The 17,575-nt window shown below is 30.0% G+C and carries 16 protein-coding genes; 15 read left to right on the top strand and 1 reads right to left on the bottom strand.

Translation table 11 applies throughout. The annotated features are described in order from the left end of the window. The first annotated feature begins 80 nt into the window (after positions 1 to 80). The 15 genes from VIM70_RS02000 (at position 81) to VIM70_RS01935 (ending at position 16,890) form a co-directional block, all read left to right on the top strand. On the top strand, positions 81 to 2,369 hold the full coding sequence (locus VIM70_RS02000) for a SpoIID/LytB domain-containing protein (RefSeq protein ID WP_331943606.1): 2,289 nt from the start codon (positions 81 to 83) through the stop codon (positions 2,367 to 2,369). Positions 2,370 to 2,699: 330 nt separating this feature from the next. Then, the gene (locus tag VIM70_RS01995; RefSeq protein WP_331943604.1) at positions 2,700 to 3,500 is read left to right on the top strand and encodes a hypothetical protein; all 801 of its coding nucleotides are present in this window, start codon (positions 2,700 to 2,702) and stop codon (positions 3,498 to 3,500) included. Between the two features lie 3 nt (positions 3,501 to 3,503). Further along, positions 3,504 to 5,138 carry a PAS domain-containing sensor histidine kinase gene (locus VIM70_RS01990; RefSeq protein ID WP_331943684.1) on the top strand — a complete coding sequence of 545 codons (1,635 nt, stop codon included), beginning with the start codon at positions 3,504 to 3,506 and terminating at the stop codon, positions 5,136 to 5,138. Between the two features lie 319 nt (positions 5,139 to 5,457). Next, positions 5,458 to 7,173, top strand: a complete 1,716-nt coding sequence (locus VIM70_RS01985; protein WP_331943602.1) for a methyl-accepting chemotaxis protein — start codon at positions 5,458 to 5,460, stop codon at positions 7,171 to 7,173. Positions 7,174 to 7,371: 198 nt separating this feature from the next. Further along, a complete protein-coding gene (locus tag VIM70_RS01980) occupies positions 7,372 to 8,019 on the top strand; it encodes a flavodoxin family protein (protein WP_331943600.1) in 648 nt (215 codons plus the stop codon). A 327-nt stretch (positions 8,020 to 8,346) separates the two neighbouring features. Next, positions 8,347 to 8,733: an FMN-binding protein gene (locus VIM70_RS01975; protein WP_331943598.1), complete on the top strand. Its 387-nt coding sequence runs from the start codon at positions 8,347 to 8,349 to the stop codon at positions 8,731 to 8,733. 77 nt (positions 8,734 to 8,810) lie between these two features. Further along, entirely contained in the window at positions 8,811 to 9,683 is an 873-nt protein-coding gene (locus VIM70_RS01970; RefSeq protein ID WP_331943596.1) for a UbiA family prenyltransferase, read from the top strand. A 144-nt stretch (positions 9,684 to 9,827) separates the two neighbouring features. Further along, positions 9,828 to 10,310, top strand: a complete 483-nt coding sequence (locus VIM70_RS01965) for a MarR family transcriptional regulator (RefSeq protein WP_331943594.1) — start codon at positions 9,828 to 9,830, stop codon at positions 10,308 to 10,310. A gap of 43 nt (positions 10,311 to 10,353) precedes the next feature. Beyond that, positions 10,354 to 10,887 carry a flavodoxin domain-containing protein gene (locus tag VIM70_RS01960; protein WP_331943592.1) on the top strand — a complete coding sequence of 178 codons (534 nt, stop codon included), beginning with the start codon at positions 10,354 to 10,356 and terminating at the stop codon, positions 10,885 to 10,887. A 27-nt stretch (positions 10,888 to 10,914) separates the two neighbouring features. After that, positions 10,915 to 11,733 (top strand): alpha/beta hydrolase, encoded by an 819-nt coding sequence (locus tag VIM70_RS01955; protein WP_331943682.1) that lies wholly within the window; start codon positions 10,915 to 10,917, stop codon positions 11,731 to 11,733. 90 nt (positions 11,734 to 11,823) lie between these two features. After that, complete coding sequence (locus VIM70_RS01950) at positions 11,824 to 12,351, top strand: GNAT family N-acetyltransferase (protein WP_331943590.1); 528 nt, start codon at positions 11,824 to 11,826, stop codon at positions 12,349 to 12,351. Positions 12,352 to 12,481: 130 nt separating this feature from the next. Continuing rightward, a complete protein-coding gene (locus tag VIM70_RS23360) occupies positions 12,482 to 13,063 on the top strand; it encodes a hypothetical protein (RefSeq protein WP_414648640.1) in 582 nt (193 codons plus the stop codon). Between the two features lie 267 nt (positions 13,064 to 13,330). Continuing rightward, positions 13,331 to 14,224, top strand: coding sequence for a hypothetical protein (locus tag VIM70_RS01945; protein WP_331943588.1), 894 nt, complete (start codon positions 13,331 to 13,333; stop codon positions 14,222 to 14,224). 123 nt (positions 14,225 to 14,347) lie between these two features. Further along, a complete protein-coding gene (locus VIM70_RS01940; protein ID WP_331943586.1) occupies positions 14,348 to 14,782 on the top strand; it encodes a CBS domain-containing protein in 435 nt (144 codons plus the stop codon). Positions 14,783 to 15,174: 392 nt separating this feature from the next. Further along, the gene (locus VIM70_RS01935; RefSeq protein WP_331943584.1) at positions 15,175 to 16,890 is read left to right on the top strand and encodes a methyl-accepting chemotaxis protein; all 1,716 of its coding nucleotides are present in this window, start codon (positions 15,175 to 15,177) and stop codon (positions 16,888 to 16,890) included. Positions 16,891 to 16,899: 9 nt separating this feature from the next. Here the strand turns inward: VIM70_RS01935 and VIM70_RS01930 are convergent, their stop codons facing one another. Next, positions 16,900 to 17,400 (bottom strand): hypothetical protein, encoded by a 501-nt coding sequence (locus VIM70_RS01930; protein ID WP_331943582.1) that lies wholly within the window; start codon positions 17,398 to 17,400, stop codon positions 16,900 to 16,902. Positions 17,401 to 17,575 lie beyond the last annotated feature (175 nt).

The raw sequence follows: 17,575 nt of genomic DNA, 5'->3' as shown, positions 1-17,575 counted from the left end.
TTATAATCTTGCATTTATATTAAAATACAAAATAACAAAGTTTTATAAATGTAAATCAAATATCGGGGGGAAGGTAGAAGTTGAAAAATAAGTTTAAAATATTTACAGTATTTTTAATAGCTTGTATTTTTATTTTAGGAAATAAGGTTTATGCATTTACAAGTTCAGATTATTATGCCAAACAAAATATTAGCATTGGATTGGAAAGTAGTGAGAGTAATCAACTAAGCATAACTTTAAATGGTAATTATACTTTAAATGGAGTTGCATGCAAAAGTGGTACAAGTTATGTTTTAAAAGCATCTGGATCGCAGTTAAGTTTAAATGGAGTATTGCAAAATAATATAAGTTTTATTCCAAGTACTTCTGCGAGTACCATTAGTATAGCTTCTAAAAATTACAGAGGGAGATTTACTTTTAAAATTGATTCCAAAAGTGGAACTTCCATGGTGGTACCTGTTAATACCATATATATAGAAGATTATTTAAAAGGTGTTGTAGGAAAGGAAATGTCCAATAGTTTTCCTATTGAGGCACTTAAAGCACAAGCAGTAGCTGCTAGAAACTATGCTTTGGCAAATGTAGGAAAGCATGATTCAAAAGGTTACGACCTTTGCGATACAATTGATTGTCAAGTTTATGGAGGTTATGATGAGTCACTGGCAAATGTCCTTTTAGCTGTAGATTCTACTAAAGGAAAGGTTTTACTAAGTGGAACTAGCATTGTTAATGCCTATTACTCAGCAAATGATGGTGGATATACAGAAGCTTCTGAAAATGTATGGCTTACAGCTATAAGTTACCTTAAAAGTAAACAAGATAGTTATGATGTGAATTATATTTGGAATTCAGATTATTCCACTACTACTATAAATACTTTATTGAAAATAAAACTGTCTCTTAAAATACCACTTAACTATACATTTGTAAATATAGACTTAAATAACATTACTAAATTTAGCAGTGGTAGAATTAAAAACATTAATATGATTTTTAAAGATCAATATGGAATTTTACATACTATATCTTATGGTAAAGAGACTGCAAGAACTTTTTTGAATTTAGAAAGTTCTTTATATAATATAACTTATAACGTTATTACTGATACTTATACCTTTAATGGAAAAGGTAATGGGCATGGGGTAGGTATGAGTCAGATTGGAGCGAAAAATAGAGCAACTGCAGGTCAAAACTATGAGAATATACTAAAGTTTTATTATGATGGAACAACGTTATATAATTCTATAGTTAATTATACAATTACATTTAATAGCCAAGGTGGAAATGCAGTTAGCAGTAAAATTTTAAGTTATAACAGCGTAATACCAATTCCAACGCCTCCAACAAGGTCGGGTTATACATTTGGTGGTTGGTACAAGGAAGCTGGAGGTATAAATGCATGGAACTTTACATCAAATAGAGTGATTGCAAATACAACACTTTACGCAAAGTGGACAATTATAGCATCGTTAGTTCCCAAAAATTTAACTGCAATATCATCCTCATTTAATAGTATTAAAACTAGCTGGAGCGCCGCATATGGAGCAAGCGGATATGAAATTTACAGAGCAACATCAAGTGTAGGCCCATATACGTTAATAACAGCGCCTACGGGATTGAGTTTTAATAATACTGGGCTTACAACAAATACGACTTATTATTATAAGGTTAGGTCATATAAAATGGTTGGTACCCTTAAAGTGCGAAGTGCTTATTCAGCTATGGTAAGTGCAAAACCAATACAACCATTAGAAACACTAGCTATACCGGCAAATTTAAAAGCAACATCATCTTCATATAATAGTATTAATACTAGTTGGAGCGCTGTAGCTGGAGCAAGCGGATATGAAATTTATAGAGCAACATCAAGTGTAGGTCCATATACGTCAATAACAGCACCTACGGGATTGAGTTTTAATAATACTGGGCTTACAACAAATATGACTTATTATTATGAGGTTAGGTCATATAAAATGGTTGGTACCGTTAAAGTGCGAAGTGGTTATTCAGCTATGGTAAGTGCAAAACCAATACAAGCTTTAGAAGTATTAGCTATACCGGCAAATTTAAAAGCAACATCATCTTCATATAATAGTATTAATACTAGTTGGAGCGCTATAGCTGGAGTAAGCGGATATGAAATTTATAGAGCAACATCAAGCGCAGGTCCGTTCACTTTAATAACAGCGCCTACGGGACTGAGTTTTAATAATACTGGTCTTACAACAAATACTACTTATTATTATAAAATTAGGTCATATAAAATGGTTGGTACCGTTAAAGTGCGCAGTGGATATTCATCTACGGTAAGTGCAAAACCAATTCCAGTTAATAGTATTAGCATGCTCAAGGCTCCATATTTCGTTTAGTCCGCTAGGGGTTAAAAAAATATTTAGTATATATGAAATACTGCATTATTCAGAAAATGGATAGTGTGGTATTTTATTTTTAGTTACCACAGGTTTACAGAATAACCTACCATTTTTATTCAGCAACTTGGAAAAGGATTAAGAAATTAGAAGAATAAATATGAATTAATTAATATAAAAAATGTCGAATAATAGACAATGAAAAGCATATAAATCTACTCTAAAACATGCTAATATGTAAAAGATAGTAAGAAATAAATTTATTTTGTAAATTATTCTTTATATTACAATAAAATTTAAATTGACATTTATAAAAATGGGGGCAATATTATGGAAGATACAAATGACAAAAGGCTAATAGAACCATGTTTGTATTCGTGCAATAGCATTATAACAAAGGTTAATAAGGAATTTATTGATTTTACAGGTTTTGCATTAAATGAATTGTTAGGTAAATCACTTATAGAAATAGGAGATATGATAAGAATTAATTCACAAATGCCTATTGATAATATTAATAATACATATTCAGGATATATATTCACGAAGTGTCTTGAAGCAAGGGAAGTAACTATATCACTTCTTTTGTTACAAGGAATAATTGAAAAAGTATATTCTTTTATTGAGAAACCAAATTCTAGGCTTAGTGAAAAACTTATTTTTGTAGAACAAGCCTTTATTGATAACACATCTTGTGTAGCCATTTACAGTGTGCCTGAGTTAATATTACTAAAAACAAATCAAAGGTATCTTGATTTGATGGATGCTCCATTTAATAAAGAAGAAAATAGTATAGGTAGACCTATTTGTAAAAATCTAACTGGATTTGTAGGAAGTAAAATCTGTAATACTGTTATTGAGTCGCTAAAGATTAATGATGTAAAAGACTTCAAATATGATGCCGGTGCAAGGGGTATAACTTATTGGGACTCAACCCAAACACCTATATTTGAAAATGGTAAAATAAAATATATATATCAAACTTCTTCTGAGGTCACTGAAAGGGTTTTAAAGAATAAATACTTAGAACGGCAAAACAAGATAATTGAGTGGCAAAAAGAGAAGTTAGAACAAAAAAATATAGAGTTAGAGCGATATTTAAAAAAGCAGTTAGAGGAAAAAAACATATAACTAATTAGTATAATAGAAAATTTATCTGAGGGAGTAATAGTTGCGGATAATAAGGGTGAATTTATAATGACAAATCCTGAAGCAAATAGATTAATTTATCAATCGGACCAAATAAGTACTTTAGGAGAAACTTATAAAAGCACTAAATATTTTGATATAGAAGGCAATGAAATATTATTAAAAAATATGCCTGGAATTAGAGCTTTAAGTGGTGAAAGGGTAAAAAATATTAAAATGTTCGTAAGCCACCCTAATAAAGAGTATTTTATGGATGTTAATTCAACACCCATTTATAATACTAATGGTGATTTAACTATGGTAATATCGTGTTTTCATGATATTACTGAACAAATTAAGCAATCTAAAAAAATAGAAGAACAGAAAAAGGAATTAGAGGCTTTTATTGAAAATATGTCAGATGCCATCGTAATTTATGATAAGCATGGTGATTTTACTTATTTTAATGCTGAAGCTCGTAAACTATATCCTGAAATAAATTATCAAAACAAAAGAGACAACTTTCATAATGAATTTCAATATTATGATTTAGATGATAATATTATTATTAAAGAAAATCTCCCTACAATGAGAACTTTTAGAGGTGAAAAAATAAGGAATGAAAGAATGGTTATCAAACGAGCTGATAAAAATCAAATTACAGAGATTAATGGTACCCCTATAGTTGACCATGAAAATAATTTGGTTTCAGTAATAATGTCACACCGTGATATCTCGGAGTCTATCAAAAATCAACAACACATTAAGAAACAACAAGGTCAATTACTAATTGCTGAGAAGGAGAAAAGGGAAGCCCTTCAAGAATCTATTAAGCTTAAAGATGATTTTCTTTATCTTATTACTCATGAATTGAAAACTCCATTGGCAGTTACAAATTTGGCATTACAAGCAATTGAACATTTATGCGTGGGTGAGGTTACGCAAAAGGTTGCTAAGTATTTGAAGACAATTAATCAGAATACATATAGACAACTTCGATTAATTAATAATTTACTTGATATTACTCGTATCAGTTCAAGCCAAGTTAAGATGAATATGACAAACTTCAACATAGTGTATGTTATTGAATCAATAGTAAGCTCAGTACAATTATATGCTGAGCAAAAAAATGTTAATCTAAAATTCATTACTAATTTATCAATAAAGGATATTTATTTTGATGAAGAGAAGACAGAACGAATCTTACTTAACCTTTTGTCTAATGCTTTAAAGTTTACGTCTTGTGGAAAATCAATTACTGTGAGTTTATCAATGAAAAAGCAAGAAAAAGTAGATATGATTTCTATAATTGTGCAAGATGAGGGAGTGGGTATTCCTGAGGATAAGCAGAAAATCATTTTTGAACGATTCGGGCAGGCAGACTCAACTTTGTCAAGGCAAGCTGAAGGGACAGGACTTGGGTTGTACTTAGTAAAACTTCTTTTAATTGAACTAGGTGGTGAAATATCTTTGAAAAGCCATGTAGGTGAGGGAAGCACATTTACAGTATTGTTTCCTGCAATTAAACCAATAAGTATTGATGAGATAGCTTCATGTAAAGAAGTTAATAGCAAATTGATGAATAGCTGTAATAATGTTATTCAAACCGCTAAAATTGAATTTTCAGATATATATTTTTAAATGTCAAACTTGAAAAAAAGTAAAATAACACTTTGTGTAAGAACTTAATTTATACGTAGTGTTATTTTTTCTTTTAATAAATATTTAATTGATGAGAGAGTATTATGAAATTTAAATGGATATTAATTATTTATAGTAATCGTTTTCTGATTTATATTAAAAACACACTAAAAAAACTTGCTACAATATACATAAGCATAGTATATTGTAAACGATAAAGAAAAAAACAAACAGGAATATTTTTACTTAGTGTTTGGGCCACTTGGTAATTAATAGTTGAAGTGTATATATATAAATAAAACTTTGGGGGGCAATTATAATGAAGTGGTTTAATAATTTAAAAATGTCTAGAAAATTGATACCTGCTTTTGTAGGTATAGCGTTACTTATAGCTCTAGTGGGGGTCATTGGTATAAGAGATATGCAAAGTATATACAAAAATGCTAAAAATATGTATGAGCAAAATCTTAAGTCCATAGACCAGATTAATAAAATTAAGACTGATACCTTGGGGATAAGATATAATTTATTAAAAATTTCAAATCAACAAAACAAAGATAACCAGAATCCTGGATTGGAGAAAGAAATTGAAGATTATGCTGCTGAAATAGATAAAATACTTAGTAATTATGAAAAGGTTTTTTTGACTGAAGATCAAAAACCTACCTTTGAAAAACTAAATATAGATCTGCAAGGATTCAGGGCTGTTTATGACGATGTAATAAAATTGGCTAATGAAAAGGAATTTAATAAATCTAAAGTTAGATTTACGGAGATTGCTATATCAAGAGCTAATTTGTTTAGCGATTTGGAAAAGGAAATTCAAATAAATCAACAGCAAGCAAAGAATTCAGATAAACAAAATATAGATACATATAAGACTTCTTTATATTTTATAATAGTTGTAATAATTATTGGACTAGCATTTGCCACTGCTATTGGTGTAATTATAGCAGTTACAATAGGCAAACAGTTGAAGAAGGTTCTAAACTTTGCAGAAGCTATTGGTGAGGGAGATTTAACTAAAAAAATAGAAATAGACAGTAATGATGAAATAGGAAGGCTCTCTAAGGCCTTAAATAAGGCTGCGGAAAATATAAAACAACTTATAATTGAAATATTAGGCAGTGCAGAAAAGATAAATTCAGGTAGTGGAGAGTTGTCTGCTACTACTGAAGAGATATCTTCAATGATGCTGGCCTCAAGTGAGGCTACTGAGAAAATCGCTAAAGGGGCTCAGGAACTAAGTGCCACCACGGAAGAAGTGAATACTTCCATGGAGAAAATAGGGACAAGTACAAGTAACTTGGCTAGCACTGCGGAGGAATCAACAACCTCCGCCTATGAGATTAATAAAAGAGCTATTGAAATAAAGGGAAAAGCTACAGAGAATATAGAACAAAATAATGTTATATATGAAGAAAAGAGAATGAATATCATAAAGGCAATTGAAGATGGAAAAGTTGTGGAAGATGTTAAACTTATGGCAGATTCCATCGGAAATATATCGCAGCAAACCAATCTTCTTGCACTAAATGCAGCCATAGAGGCAGCGAGAGCTGGAGAACAAGGAAGGGGATTTGCAGTAGTGGCTGAAGAAGTCAAGAAATTAGCAGAACAATCAGCTAAAGCCGTAAAAGAAATTCAAAGTATGGTTACACAAGTCAAGAGTGCCTTTGATGCACTATCTTCAAGTGGAGAAGATATGTTAGATTACATGGTAAACAGTGTAAAACCAAGTTACACGTTACTTTTGGCTACAGGTATACAATATGAAAAAGATGCCGAAGTTGTAAGCAATATGGCTACGGGTGTATTTAATTCTACTAAGCAAATGAATCAAGTAGTAGGACAGGTAAATCAAGCAGTTCGGGAGGTTTTTGCGACAGCGGAAGAATCAGCTGCTGGTTCAGAGGAAGTTCTAGCTAGCATAAGCGAGATTACAAAAGTCGTGGAACAAGTGGCAAAATCTGCTCAGAATCAAGCAGAAATGGCACAGGATCTTCATGAATTGGTAAAGAAATTTAAAATATAATAGTTTTTTTAAACAATATGCTTATTAACTTCTTAAGTGTCTCGGAGCAGTAATTACTTCCACCACATGTTGATATTCAAAATTGGTAATATAATATGGTATACAAATAGATACTATAATACTAATAGGTATGTACTTGCAAATAACGATACTATAATATAATATTATACTATTACATATAATATGGAGGGAATATAAATGAAATTAATAGCAATTAATGGTAGTCCTAGAAAAGATAAAAATACTGCTACTCTTCTAAAGAGAGCACTTGAAGGGGCGACTTCACAAGGTGCTGAAACAGAGCTTATTCATCTTTATGACCAAAATTATAAAGGGTGTATAAGTTGTTTTGCGTGTAAAATCAAAAATGGTAAAAGTTATGGTAAGTGTGCTGTCAAAGATGATTTAACACTTATTCTTGAAAAGGTTGCAAATGCTGATGCCATTATTCTTGGATCTCCAATATATTTTGGAGCAGTTACTGGAGGTATGAGGTCTTTTATAGAAAGATTTATGTTTCCATATTTAGTTTATGATAAATCCTATTCAAGTCTTTTTGGAAGAAAAATACCAACAGGATTCATATACACCATGAATGTAACTGATAAGAAAATGAAAGATGTAGGATATGAACAAAGTCTTAAATTTGTAGAAAATAGCATGGAAAGACTTTTTGGATCGTTTGAATCACTAATCGTTAATGACACATACCAGTTTGATGATTATTCGAAATACGTTGTAACAAGTTTTGATGAAAAGAAAAAATCTCAAGTTAGAGAAGAACAGTTTCCAAAGGACTGTAAAAACGCATTTGATATGGGGGTAAGGTTTGTTAAGCAAGACTAGTTAAATGTGGGCCATTGTTCTGGGTGATTTATAATTTTGATATTCTAAAGAACGCCGTTTTTAATATAACAATTTTCAAGGAAAGTCCAAATTTTGGGCTTTCCTTAATTTATACATTTAGAATATTAGTATAAACATTAAATTTAAACTTAATTTAAATAATTTAATAAAAAAGCATTGACAAATAAATACAAAGGTAATATATTATCTATATAGGTAACATATTACTTATGCAAGCATAATATATTAGAAGTAAAGGGGGAGGAAGATGATGAGACGTATTAATAAAACAAGCAAGAATGAATTTAAAATTGCAGGTGAATTACAGTGAGAAGGTTTATTAAAATTATTATAGGTGTGATTTTTTTATTGGTATTGATTATTGGTGGCAGTGGATTTTATATTACAAGAGGGTTGGATTCTGGAAAAAATATGATTATCAAACCCATAGATGTTTCACAACTTGAAAACGGAGTTTATAAAGGTATATATAATGGGGGCAGATGGTCCAATGAAGTCAATGTTACTATAAAAGATAAAAAGGTAACCAGTATTGCTATTGTTAAAAGTGTGGTCTTTGAAAAACCAGAAGTATCCACAGAGCTGATTAATGAAGTAATTAAAAAACAGAATACTAATGTTGATTTTATTGGTGGTGCTACAGTTACGAGTAAAGCATATCTGAAATCAATAGAAAATGCACTGTCTAAATAGAAATTAAAATTTTGAGGACGTATTGTTATGAAAATAATGAGTAGTTTTTATTAAGATGAGGAGGAGGCTTATGTTTTATGAATAGCATTGAAATAACATTTAATAGAAAAATTAAAGGAGTCATTCAATTATTTAGACCGGAACTTTCATTAGCCGCTGGAATCTGTGTAATTGTTGGAGAAATAATAGCCATTGGAAGTTTTCCTTCAGTTCATGACCTATTTTACGGGTTTATTTGTGGATTTTTTATATCTAGTCCTGCTTTAATACTAAATGATTATTTTGATATTGAAGTTGATAGGATAAATTCACCCAATCGTCCATTACCAGCGGGAATTATTTCACCACTTGAGGTTATTGTATTAACAATAGTCACTACTTTTATAGGACTTGTAGCAGCGGCTATGATAAGCATATACGCATTAATTATCTGCATTATTTTATGGGTAATTGGTGTCCTATACAATTGGAAACTTAAAGAAACAGGTTTACCGGGCAATATTATGGTTAGCTGCTCAGTTGCAACAACATTTATTCTCGGTGGGATTACAGTTGGGGATCCGCTTAATAAAATAGTTTTGACATTTAGTATTATGGCTTTCTTGTTTGATCTTGGTGAAGAAATCGCAGCAGATGCGATGGATATTAATGGGGATAAAAAAAGAAATTCAAAATCAGTTGCAATAAAAATGGGACGTAAATTTGCACTAATTATTTCAAGTATTCTATTTTCTTTTGTTATTTTAATTAGTTTAATACCAATCTATTTTAGTTGGCTGGGAATAAGTTATCTATTCATGATTTTAATATCAGATGTCATAATCTTTTTATCGGTATTGAAACTTCTAAGAAGTCGAACTTCACAAGAAGGTCATTCTTGTATAAAGCAGCTATATCGTGGTGAATTATTAGGACTACTTGCATTTATCATTAGCCAATTATTTTTTTAAGATATAATGGAAGTGAAACCTCCAATTTATGTGATATTAATAAAAATCATTTACAAAGGGACAAAAAGGTAATATATTATTTTTATAGGTAACATATTACTTAAATAATCATGATATATTAAAAGTATAGAGAGGAAGTTAATTATGATCAAGGTTGAAAAAATGAGTGATAAGCAATATTTGTTTGGAGTAATTTTCATAGTTGCTAATAGAGTGGATACTATGCTTGAAAGAGAATTTAGACGATTTGGTATTACAACAAAGCAGTGGTTTTTAACAGTTATTATAGAGAATTTATTTGATAAGCCACCTACAATGAAAGAAGTTGCAAAGGAAATGGGAAGTTCTCATCAGAACATCAAACAGGTTGCTTTAAAGCTAGAACAAAAGGGATTATTGATTTTGCAAAAGGATAAAAGAGATGCTCGTGTAACTAGACTAAAGCTTACAGAGAACAGCTATGATTTTTGGGCAAAGGTTAGATGCGAAGGCTCAGTGTTTACTCAAGCATTATTTAAAAATATAGATAAAGATGAATTGGAAGTTGCAAGAAGAGTGATGCAGAAGATGCAGTTAAATATTAATGAGATGGATAATAAGAGTGAGAAAATCGAAGATCTTGAATAACATTTAAATAATTTTGACAATTAATTAATGAGGAGTTAAAATAATGAAAACTGTTGTAATCTATAAATCAAAAACAGGGTTTGTAAGGAATTATGCAGAATGGATTGCAGAAGAACTATCAGCGGATATTTTTGAGGTTTCAAAAGTTAATATAAATATGTTAACAACATATGATACCGTGGTTTATGGTGGTAGTCTGCATGCAGTGGGCATTAATGGAGTCAAGTTCATTAAGAAAAACATTGATAAACTTAAAGACAAAAGGTTAGTTGTTTTTGCTTCGGGGGCTTCGCCATCAAATGAAGCAGTAATAAAGGCAGTTACGAACAATAATTTTACTCCAGATCAACAAAAGCATATTAAGTTTTTCTATTTGAGAGGTGGATTTAATTATAATAAACTGCCACCTTTTGATAAAGTGCTTATGACATTATTGAGTTGGAAAATAAAGATTAAAAAGAAACAGAAAAAAGAATTAATACCTGATGAAATAGGTATGCTTGCCTTTTTAGACAAACCAGTAGATTTCACTAAAAAAAAGAATATAGATGAAATAGTTTTTTATATTAATTCATAATTATGATAAACAAAAGGAGAGAAAATGATAGAATGTAAAATTAAGAATATATCTATAAACTATGAAATAATAGGTGAGGGGAAACCAATTATTATGTTGCATGGTTATTATGTAGATCACAGACTAATGACTGGCTGTATGGAACCTGTGCTTAGTTCTAAAGTGGGTTTCAAGAGAATATATATTGACTTACCTGGTATGGGCAAATCGGGTAGTGCAGAATGGATTAATAATTCTGATATTATGCTTGATATTGTAATTGCTTTTATTGAAAAAGTTATTCCTAACGAAAATTTTCTTATTGCAGGACAGTCATATGGTGGATATCTAACAAGGGGAGTAATTTACAAAATGGCTGATAAAATTGATGGAGTTCTATTAATTTGTCCAGCTATAAAAGCAGATTATAACAAACGAACTGTTCCAGATCATGTTGTTTTAGTAAAAGATAATAAGTTGCTATCTAGGCTCACACCGGAAGAAGCTGAAGAATTTAATTCTGGTGTTGTGGTTCAAAGTGAAAATATTTATAAAAGATATACAAATGAAATAATGACTGGTGTTGAAATCGCAAATAGGGAATTTTTGAAGAACCTTCAACGAAATGGATATGCTTTTTCCTTGGATGTAGATAAGTTAAATACTAAATTTGATAAACCTGTTCTTATGCTGCTAGGAAAACAAGATAATTGTGTTGGGTATAAGGATTCGTGGGATATATTAGAAAACTTTCCAAGAGCAACTTTTGCTATTTTGGATAGAGCAGGACATAATTTGCATATAGAACAGGCAGAAGTATTTAATTCACTAGTTAATGAATGGCTTATAAGGGTTAGTGAATCATAATATTCAGTTTTATTATATATTGTAGATAATCATATGCAATATTCATATAAAGTGTACAAACTATAATAATATAATTGGAGGGCTACACATATGGATATGATTTTTGATTTAGGAAAAGCAAATGATATTGATGAACTAGAACAGCTTTATAACGATTTGAATGACTATTTGGAAAAAGGAGTAAACTATCCTGGATGGAAAAAGGGTATATATCCTGTTCGGCAAAATGCAATTGATGGAGTTAAACATGGTAATCTTTATGTATTAAAACTCAATGGAAAAATCGTTGGTTCTGTCATTTTAAATCATGAACCTGAACCTTCATATTATAATGCTACATGGGGATTTGAGTCTGACTATTCAGATGTTTTTGTTGTATATACATTTGTAGTGCATCCTAAATTTTTGAAATGTGGAGTAGGCAAAGCATTAATGAACTTTTCTATTGAGCACAGTATTAAGTTACAAGCTAAATCAATTAGGTTGGATGTTTACGAAGGCAATATACCTGCAATTAGGCTGTATGAAAAATGTGGTTTTAAGTATATTGATACCGTTGACTTGGGACTTGGGAACTACGGGTTGGACTGGTTTAGACTGTTTGAAAAATTACTATGAGATAAAGAGTAATTTTATCAACTAAAAAATCTAAATAAGCAAAATTTAAAGTATAATAAAAACAGATGAGAATAGAAGAAGATTAAAAATATAATATAATCAGGTATATAAGAAAGATGGTGAATACAACATGATCAAAGTAAATAAAAACACATTTCTTAAGTGGATTATAGTATTGACCGCCACATTTTGGGTAAGCTTATTCATTCTTTTTCCATTTATGAGTATGAGTTCCTTATTATATAGTATTTCACTAAATTTCTTTCTGATGATTTGGATGTCCATAGCAGAAACATTATTGAGACCAGCACTCAAATCATCTTATTTTAATTGCCATAGTATAGAAGAAGAGGGAAAAATATACAAGCATTTTGGTGTTCATTTTTTTAGGAAATTACTAGTATTAAGTGGTTGGGAGAAAAGTAGAAAAAAGGAAAATCCTATTAGGAAATCAATGATTTTATTAGAATATTACGAGTTCAGAACAAGGGCCTCTGAATTTGGACACACAATTATCGCTATTATTATTGCATTAATTAGCGTATATGTTTGTATTGAGTATTCATTTAAGGAAACAATATGGTTAATATTTTTTAATATATTTATGAACTTATACCCTATTATGGTCCAACGTTATAACCGCCCACGGGTACGAAGAGTGATTAAAAAACTTAAATTACAATATCCCAATTTTGCTAATAAAAATTGGTAACAAACTCTCATTTTAGTGGAATAATTAGCTTTATAGAATATAATCTATAAAATAATAGTTATTATCAATATACAAGAATTAAGAAAAAACATGACGACATACAAAATTCAAAATATATTGAAATTAAAGGGAGTAAATTTTATATAAACAGGACATAATTAAGATAGATTATTTATAGAGTTTGTTACCTTGTACTATTCCTATTAAACTCAATACTGGATGTACTTATTAAGGCAGAAATTATGAAGTTTTGGGAGGAATATATAGATGGAAGACGATAACTTATTTACAGATACTACTGTAATATGGCGTTATATGAATTTAGAGAGTTTTATAAATTTGATTTCTTACAAAACATTAAGTTTTTATAGGTATGACAAACTTAAAAGCTTAGACCCATATGAAGGTGCTAATTCAAAATTTGAGTTAGAACAGAGAGATTTTGCAGAGGCAATAAATGACGAAATAGCTGAAAAAAGTGGGGATAGCTCACTAAAATCTACTCAATTTAGTCGATATTCTCATAATAAAATGTTGGAGATTAGGAAAAAACAGTACTTTATTAATTGCTGGCATATTAATGATTGTGAATCAGTAGCTATGTGGGATTCGTTTACTAATTCAAAAACAGGAATTGCTATTAAGACAACTGTTGGAAAACTAAAAAGAACAATTAATAATAGACCAACTAATAGTAATTATGATTTTAAATATGGAAAAGTAAATTACGTGGAATTGAATTCATATAAGGGTGACATTAATCCATTATTAAGAAAAACAAAATATTTTATTCATGAACAAGAGTTAAGAGTTTATTTTAAATATATAAAAGAATGGGTACAAGAAACGAATAAGATAATAATAGATGAAAATATAGTGCCAGATACTATTATGAATATTAATAATCCAGATAGAATTAATGTTGATGTAACTATCTCGGAGTTAGTTGATGAGCTTATTATTAGTCCTAAATCAGAAGAATGGCTAATAGATTTAATTACAAAACTATTAGAAGATTATCATATTAGTATTAATCCTAAACAATCGGATATTAGGGTTCAAAATATAAAAATTAAAAGTGGAGACTACAGTTTAATTAATAAAGAAGAGGAATTTAAATTCTTTATTGAAAATTCCTTGTTTGTAAAATCGGAAACTTAAAAAACCTTTCGATAATCACACCATGATTTTTTACAATTTGACAATAAGTTTCTATAAATCATATAAAAAAATTAAATTCATAAAAAAACACATGTTGAGGCAAAATAATTTGGAGGTGATTTTATGAAAATATGCGATGTGATGACTAACGAAGTTACAAGTATAAATGTTGATGACACTGTTCAAAAAGCAGCACAGATTATGAATAAAAACAATGTAGGCTCAGTTCCGGTATGCAGAGACGGTAAAATTGTTGGGATAGTTACAGATCGTGATATAACACTTAAGTCTATAGCACAAGGTGAAAATATCTCAAGTATTAAAGTTAGTAGCATTATGTCCTTAAATCCTATAACAGGAAATTTGAACATGGATGTACATGAAGCAGCAAACTTAATGGCAGAAAATCAAATTCGAAGATTACCAATCGTCGATAACAATGCCATTGTGGGAATACTTTCTCTTGGAGATTTGGCAGTTGACTCTAAGTTTGTAAATGAAGCAGGTGATGCACTTTCCGAAATCTCCGAAAATACTACATCGTCATCTTCAATCTAATATTGGGATTTAGAAATTTGTTATATTTTTTTAGCAGTCAATTTATAGTGTTATATATAAATTGACTGCTATAATTTTTTAAGTAACTCATTACGTGACGTGTCCCACGGTATAGAGTTTGTTTCTAAGATCACAGAAATTGAGATCTATTGTTAAAAAAAATACGATTTAAAGGAATTCCATAATTATTGTAGAATAGTAAGAGGAGTATTTATTATTTTGGAAGCATTACAAACTATATAGTAGAAACTATAGATGTTAAGGACCAATATTAAAGATGCTATGTAAATAAGGACATTCATATAAATAATAGGTTATATAGAGTGGTTTAAAATAAAGGCTATCTAAGAAAATTATTGATTATTTAAAGTGTAAAATGGGGGGCTAAGCAAATGAAGGGAAGAAAAAACAAACTAGGAACTAATTTATTACTAGCATTTGGTACTATGGTTATATTAATTATTATGATTACAGCGGTGGCAGTATTTAGATTGAATCAAATTAATACTTCTTTGAATGATATTGTAGACAAATATAATAAAAGGGTAGAGTTGTCAAATGTTTTGATTCAAGATGTAAACCAAGTTTCCATAAATATTAGAAATATTCTTGTAAGTTATGATATAAGTTATATGGAAACTCAATCAGTACTTATTGATGAAAACTTAAAGAAATATGATAGTGATAAAACTAAACTTAAGCAATTAATAGTATTAAAAGATGATAAGCAGTTAATGAAAGAGCTGGAGATTACAGACCAAATAGAAAGCATAGCTATAAAAGAAGTTTCTAAACAAGCTATTAATATTGATTTAACGGAGGAACAACTACAAACATTCATTGATAAAGTACAAAATGCAGAAAAGGAATGGATTGTTAGTTTAAATTCAATTGTAACATTTGAGAACAACCTTACTTCACAGGCTCAAAATAATGCCAAGACAGAAACTAAAAGTGCCATTTTCTTTATGTTTATATTAGGAATAGTTAGTGTTCTTGTAGCAATAACTTATGGTTATTATATTTTAAAAAATATAACTGATCAGATGAAGGGTTTGAAATCTGCAGCTAATAAGCTAGCAGATGGTGATTTAACTTCTTCCTTAAAACCAAAATCAGAGGATGAGATTGGACAAACTGTCATAGCCATAAATAATGCAGTGAAAAGCCTCAGAGCAACTATTAATACTGTTACTATTGAAAGTAATGAAATAATATTAAGTTCCTCTAAGTCTAGAGATATGTTTAAGGTGGTAAATTCTGAAGTGCAGCAGATTTCAGCGGCTACTCAGCAAATTTCAGCAGGTATGCAACAGTCCTCAGCCTCGGTGGAAGAGGTAACCTCAATGGCTACTACCGTAAAGGAAGAAGCTAATATTACCTATAGTAAAGCTAAAGAAGGTGTAAAACTTGCCGTAGAGATACAAGAAAGGGCAGATTCTGTTAATGAACAAACTACAAAATCTAAAGCTAAGGTAGAGTCAATATATATAGAGTCTAAAGAAAAATTAACCAAAGCCATTGAAGCAGCTAAAGTAGTGAAAAATATAGCCGCAATGGCAGAAAGTATTCTAGTAATATCTGAACAAACTAATCTTCTTGCATTAAATGCTGCTATAGAAGCAGCAAGAGCAGGAGAACAGGGAAGAGGTTTTGCAGTGGTGGCTGAAGAGGTAAGAAAACTAGCTGAAAAATCTGCTGAAGCCGTAAATAAAATTCAAGTTGATGTTAAAAATGTTATAACAGCAGTTACTGACCTTTCTAGTTCCTCTGAGTTTGTGCTTAATGTGATTGAAAAGGATGTACTTACAGATTATAAAAAACTAATTGATGTAAGTGTTCAATATAAAAATGATGGTAACAGAGTTAAGGATATGGTTTTTCAATTTTCTGAAAAATCCGAGAATATATCTAGCTCTATTGATCAAATTGTTAAGAGTATGGAAGAAGTAGCTATGACAGTTTCCCAAGTAGCTACCTCCTCAGGAAATATTGCAGAAAGCATTGGAGAGGTGACTGATAAAAACGAGGATATATCCATAGAAACAATTAAAAATGCTGAAAGTTCAGATAATCTTTCAAAATTAATGAACAGATTTAAAATATAGGAGTAATAGTTATTTTAATTTAATTAAGGTTATTGAGTTTAAGAAAACAATTATAAGAAGTAGTGGTGAGATAAATTTAATAAATACAAATATAATATTAAATACAAAATCGTTATTTAAAGTTCCTTGATTAGATAACTCTAATTTAAAATCTTCTTTTTTAGTAAAGTAACCAATGTAAATTGCTAATAGAAGTCCCCCTACTGGAAGTAATATATTAGAAGATAAGTAATCAAAAGTATCAAAGAAACCTCTCTGACCTAATATATGTATATTGTCAAGGGCACTTGTGGGATCAGCCGATAATGTTGCTAGAATTCCAACAACCATCATTATGCTTGTTGTAAATAATACTGCTTTGACTCTACCCATTCCTTTTTCTTCTGTAAAATAAGCAACTGGAACTTGAATCATAGATATAATTGCTGTTGTAGCAGCGATTGCAGTTAAAAAGAGAAATGCTACTACAAATCCTGTAGAAAACATCTCTCTTTTATTTTTTTCTGCCATTACATATCACTCCTTATAACTATTAATTCACAGAATATATTCCGTTAATAGCGTTTTATACACTTTAACACTTTATCACGTACATATTATTAAATCAACTTTATGGTATAATAAAGTAAAGCATTATAAAGGGACAAAAGATCATATTAACTAATAAATTTAGAAGATTTGAAAG

Origin of the sequence: Clostridium sp. (assembly GCF_036569345.1) — a bacterium.
Lineage (GTDB): Bacteria > Bacillota > Clostridia > Clostridiales > Clostridiaceae > Clostridium_AD.
Note: the sequence above shows the minus strand (reverse complement) of the source record. Positions and strands in the feature narration are given on the sequence as shown.

Excerpts from the sequence above, each read along its gene's own strand:
- VIM70_RS01995 (WP_331943604.1), top strand. The coding sequence starts at position 2,700 with ATGGAAGATACAAATGACAAAAGGCTAATAGAACCATGTTTGTATTCG.
- VIM70_RS01985 (WP_331943602.1), top strand. The coding sequence starts at position 5,458 with ATGAAGTGGTTTAATAATTTAAAAATGTCTAGAAAATTGATACCTGCT.
- VIM70_RS01980 (WP_331943600.1), top strand. The coding sequence starts at position 7,372 with ATGAAATTAATAGCAATTAATGGTAGTCCTAGAAAAGATAAAAATACT.
- VIM70_RS01970 (WP_331943596.1), top strand. The coding sequence starts at position 8,811 with ATGAATAGCATTGAAATAACATTTAATAGAAAAATTAAAGGAGTCATT.
- VIM70_RS01965 (WP_331943594.1), top strand. The coding sequence starts at position 9,828 with ATGATCAAGGTTGAAAAAATGAGTGATAAGCAATATTTGTTTGGAGTA.
- VIM70_RS01960 (WP_331943592.1), top strand. The coding sequence starts at position 10,354 with ATGAAAACTGTTGTAATCTATAAATCAAAAACAGGGTTTGTAAGGAAT.
- VIM70_RS01950 (WP_331943590.1), top strand. The coding sequence starts at position 11,824 with ATGGATATGATTTTTGATTTAGGAAAAGCAAATGATATTGATGAACTA.
- VIM70_RS23360 (WP_414648640.1), top strand. The coding sequence starts at position 12,482 with ATGATCAAAGTAAATAAAAACACATTTCTTAAGTGGATTATAGTATTG.
- VIM70_RS01945 (WP_331943588.1), top strand. The coding sequence starts at position 13,331 with ATGGAAGACGATAACTTATTTACAGATACTACTGTAATATGGCGTTAT.
- VIM70_RS01940 (WP_331943586.1), top strand. The coding sequence starts at position 14,348 with ATGAAAATATGCGATGTGATGACTAACGAAGTTACAAGTATAAATGTT.
- VIM70_RS01935 (WP_331943584.1), top strand. The coding sequence starts at position 15,175 with ATGAAGGGAAGAAAAAACAAACTAGGAACTAATTTATTACTAGCATTT.
- VIM70_RS01930 (WP_331943582.1), bottom strand. The coding sequence starts at position 17,400 with ATGGCAGAAAAAAATAAAAGAGAGATGTTTTCTACAGGATTTGTAGTA.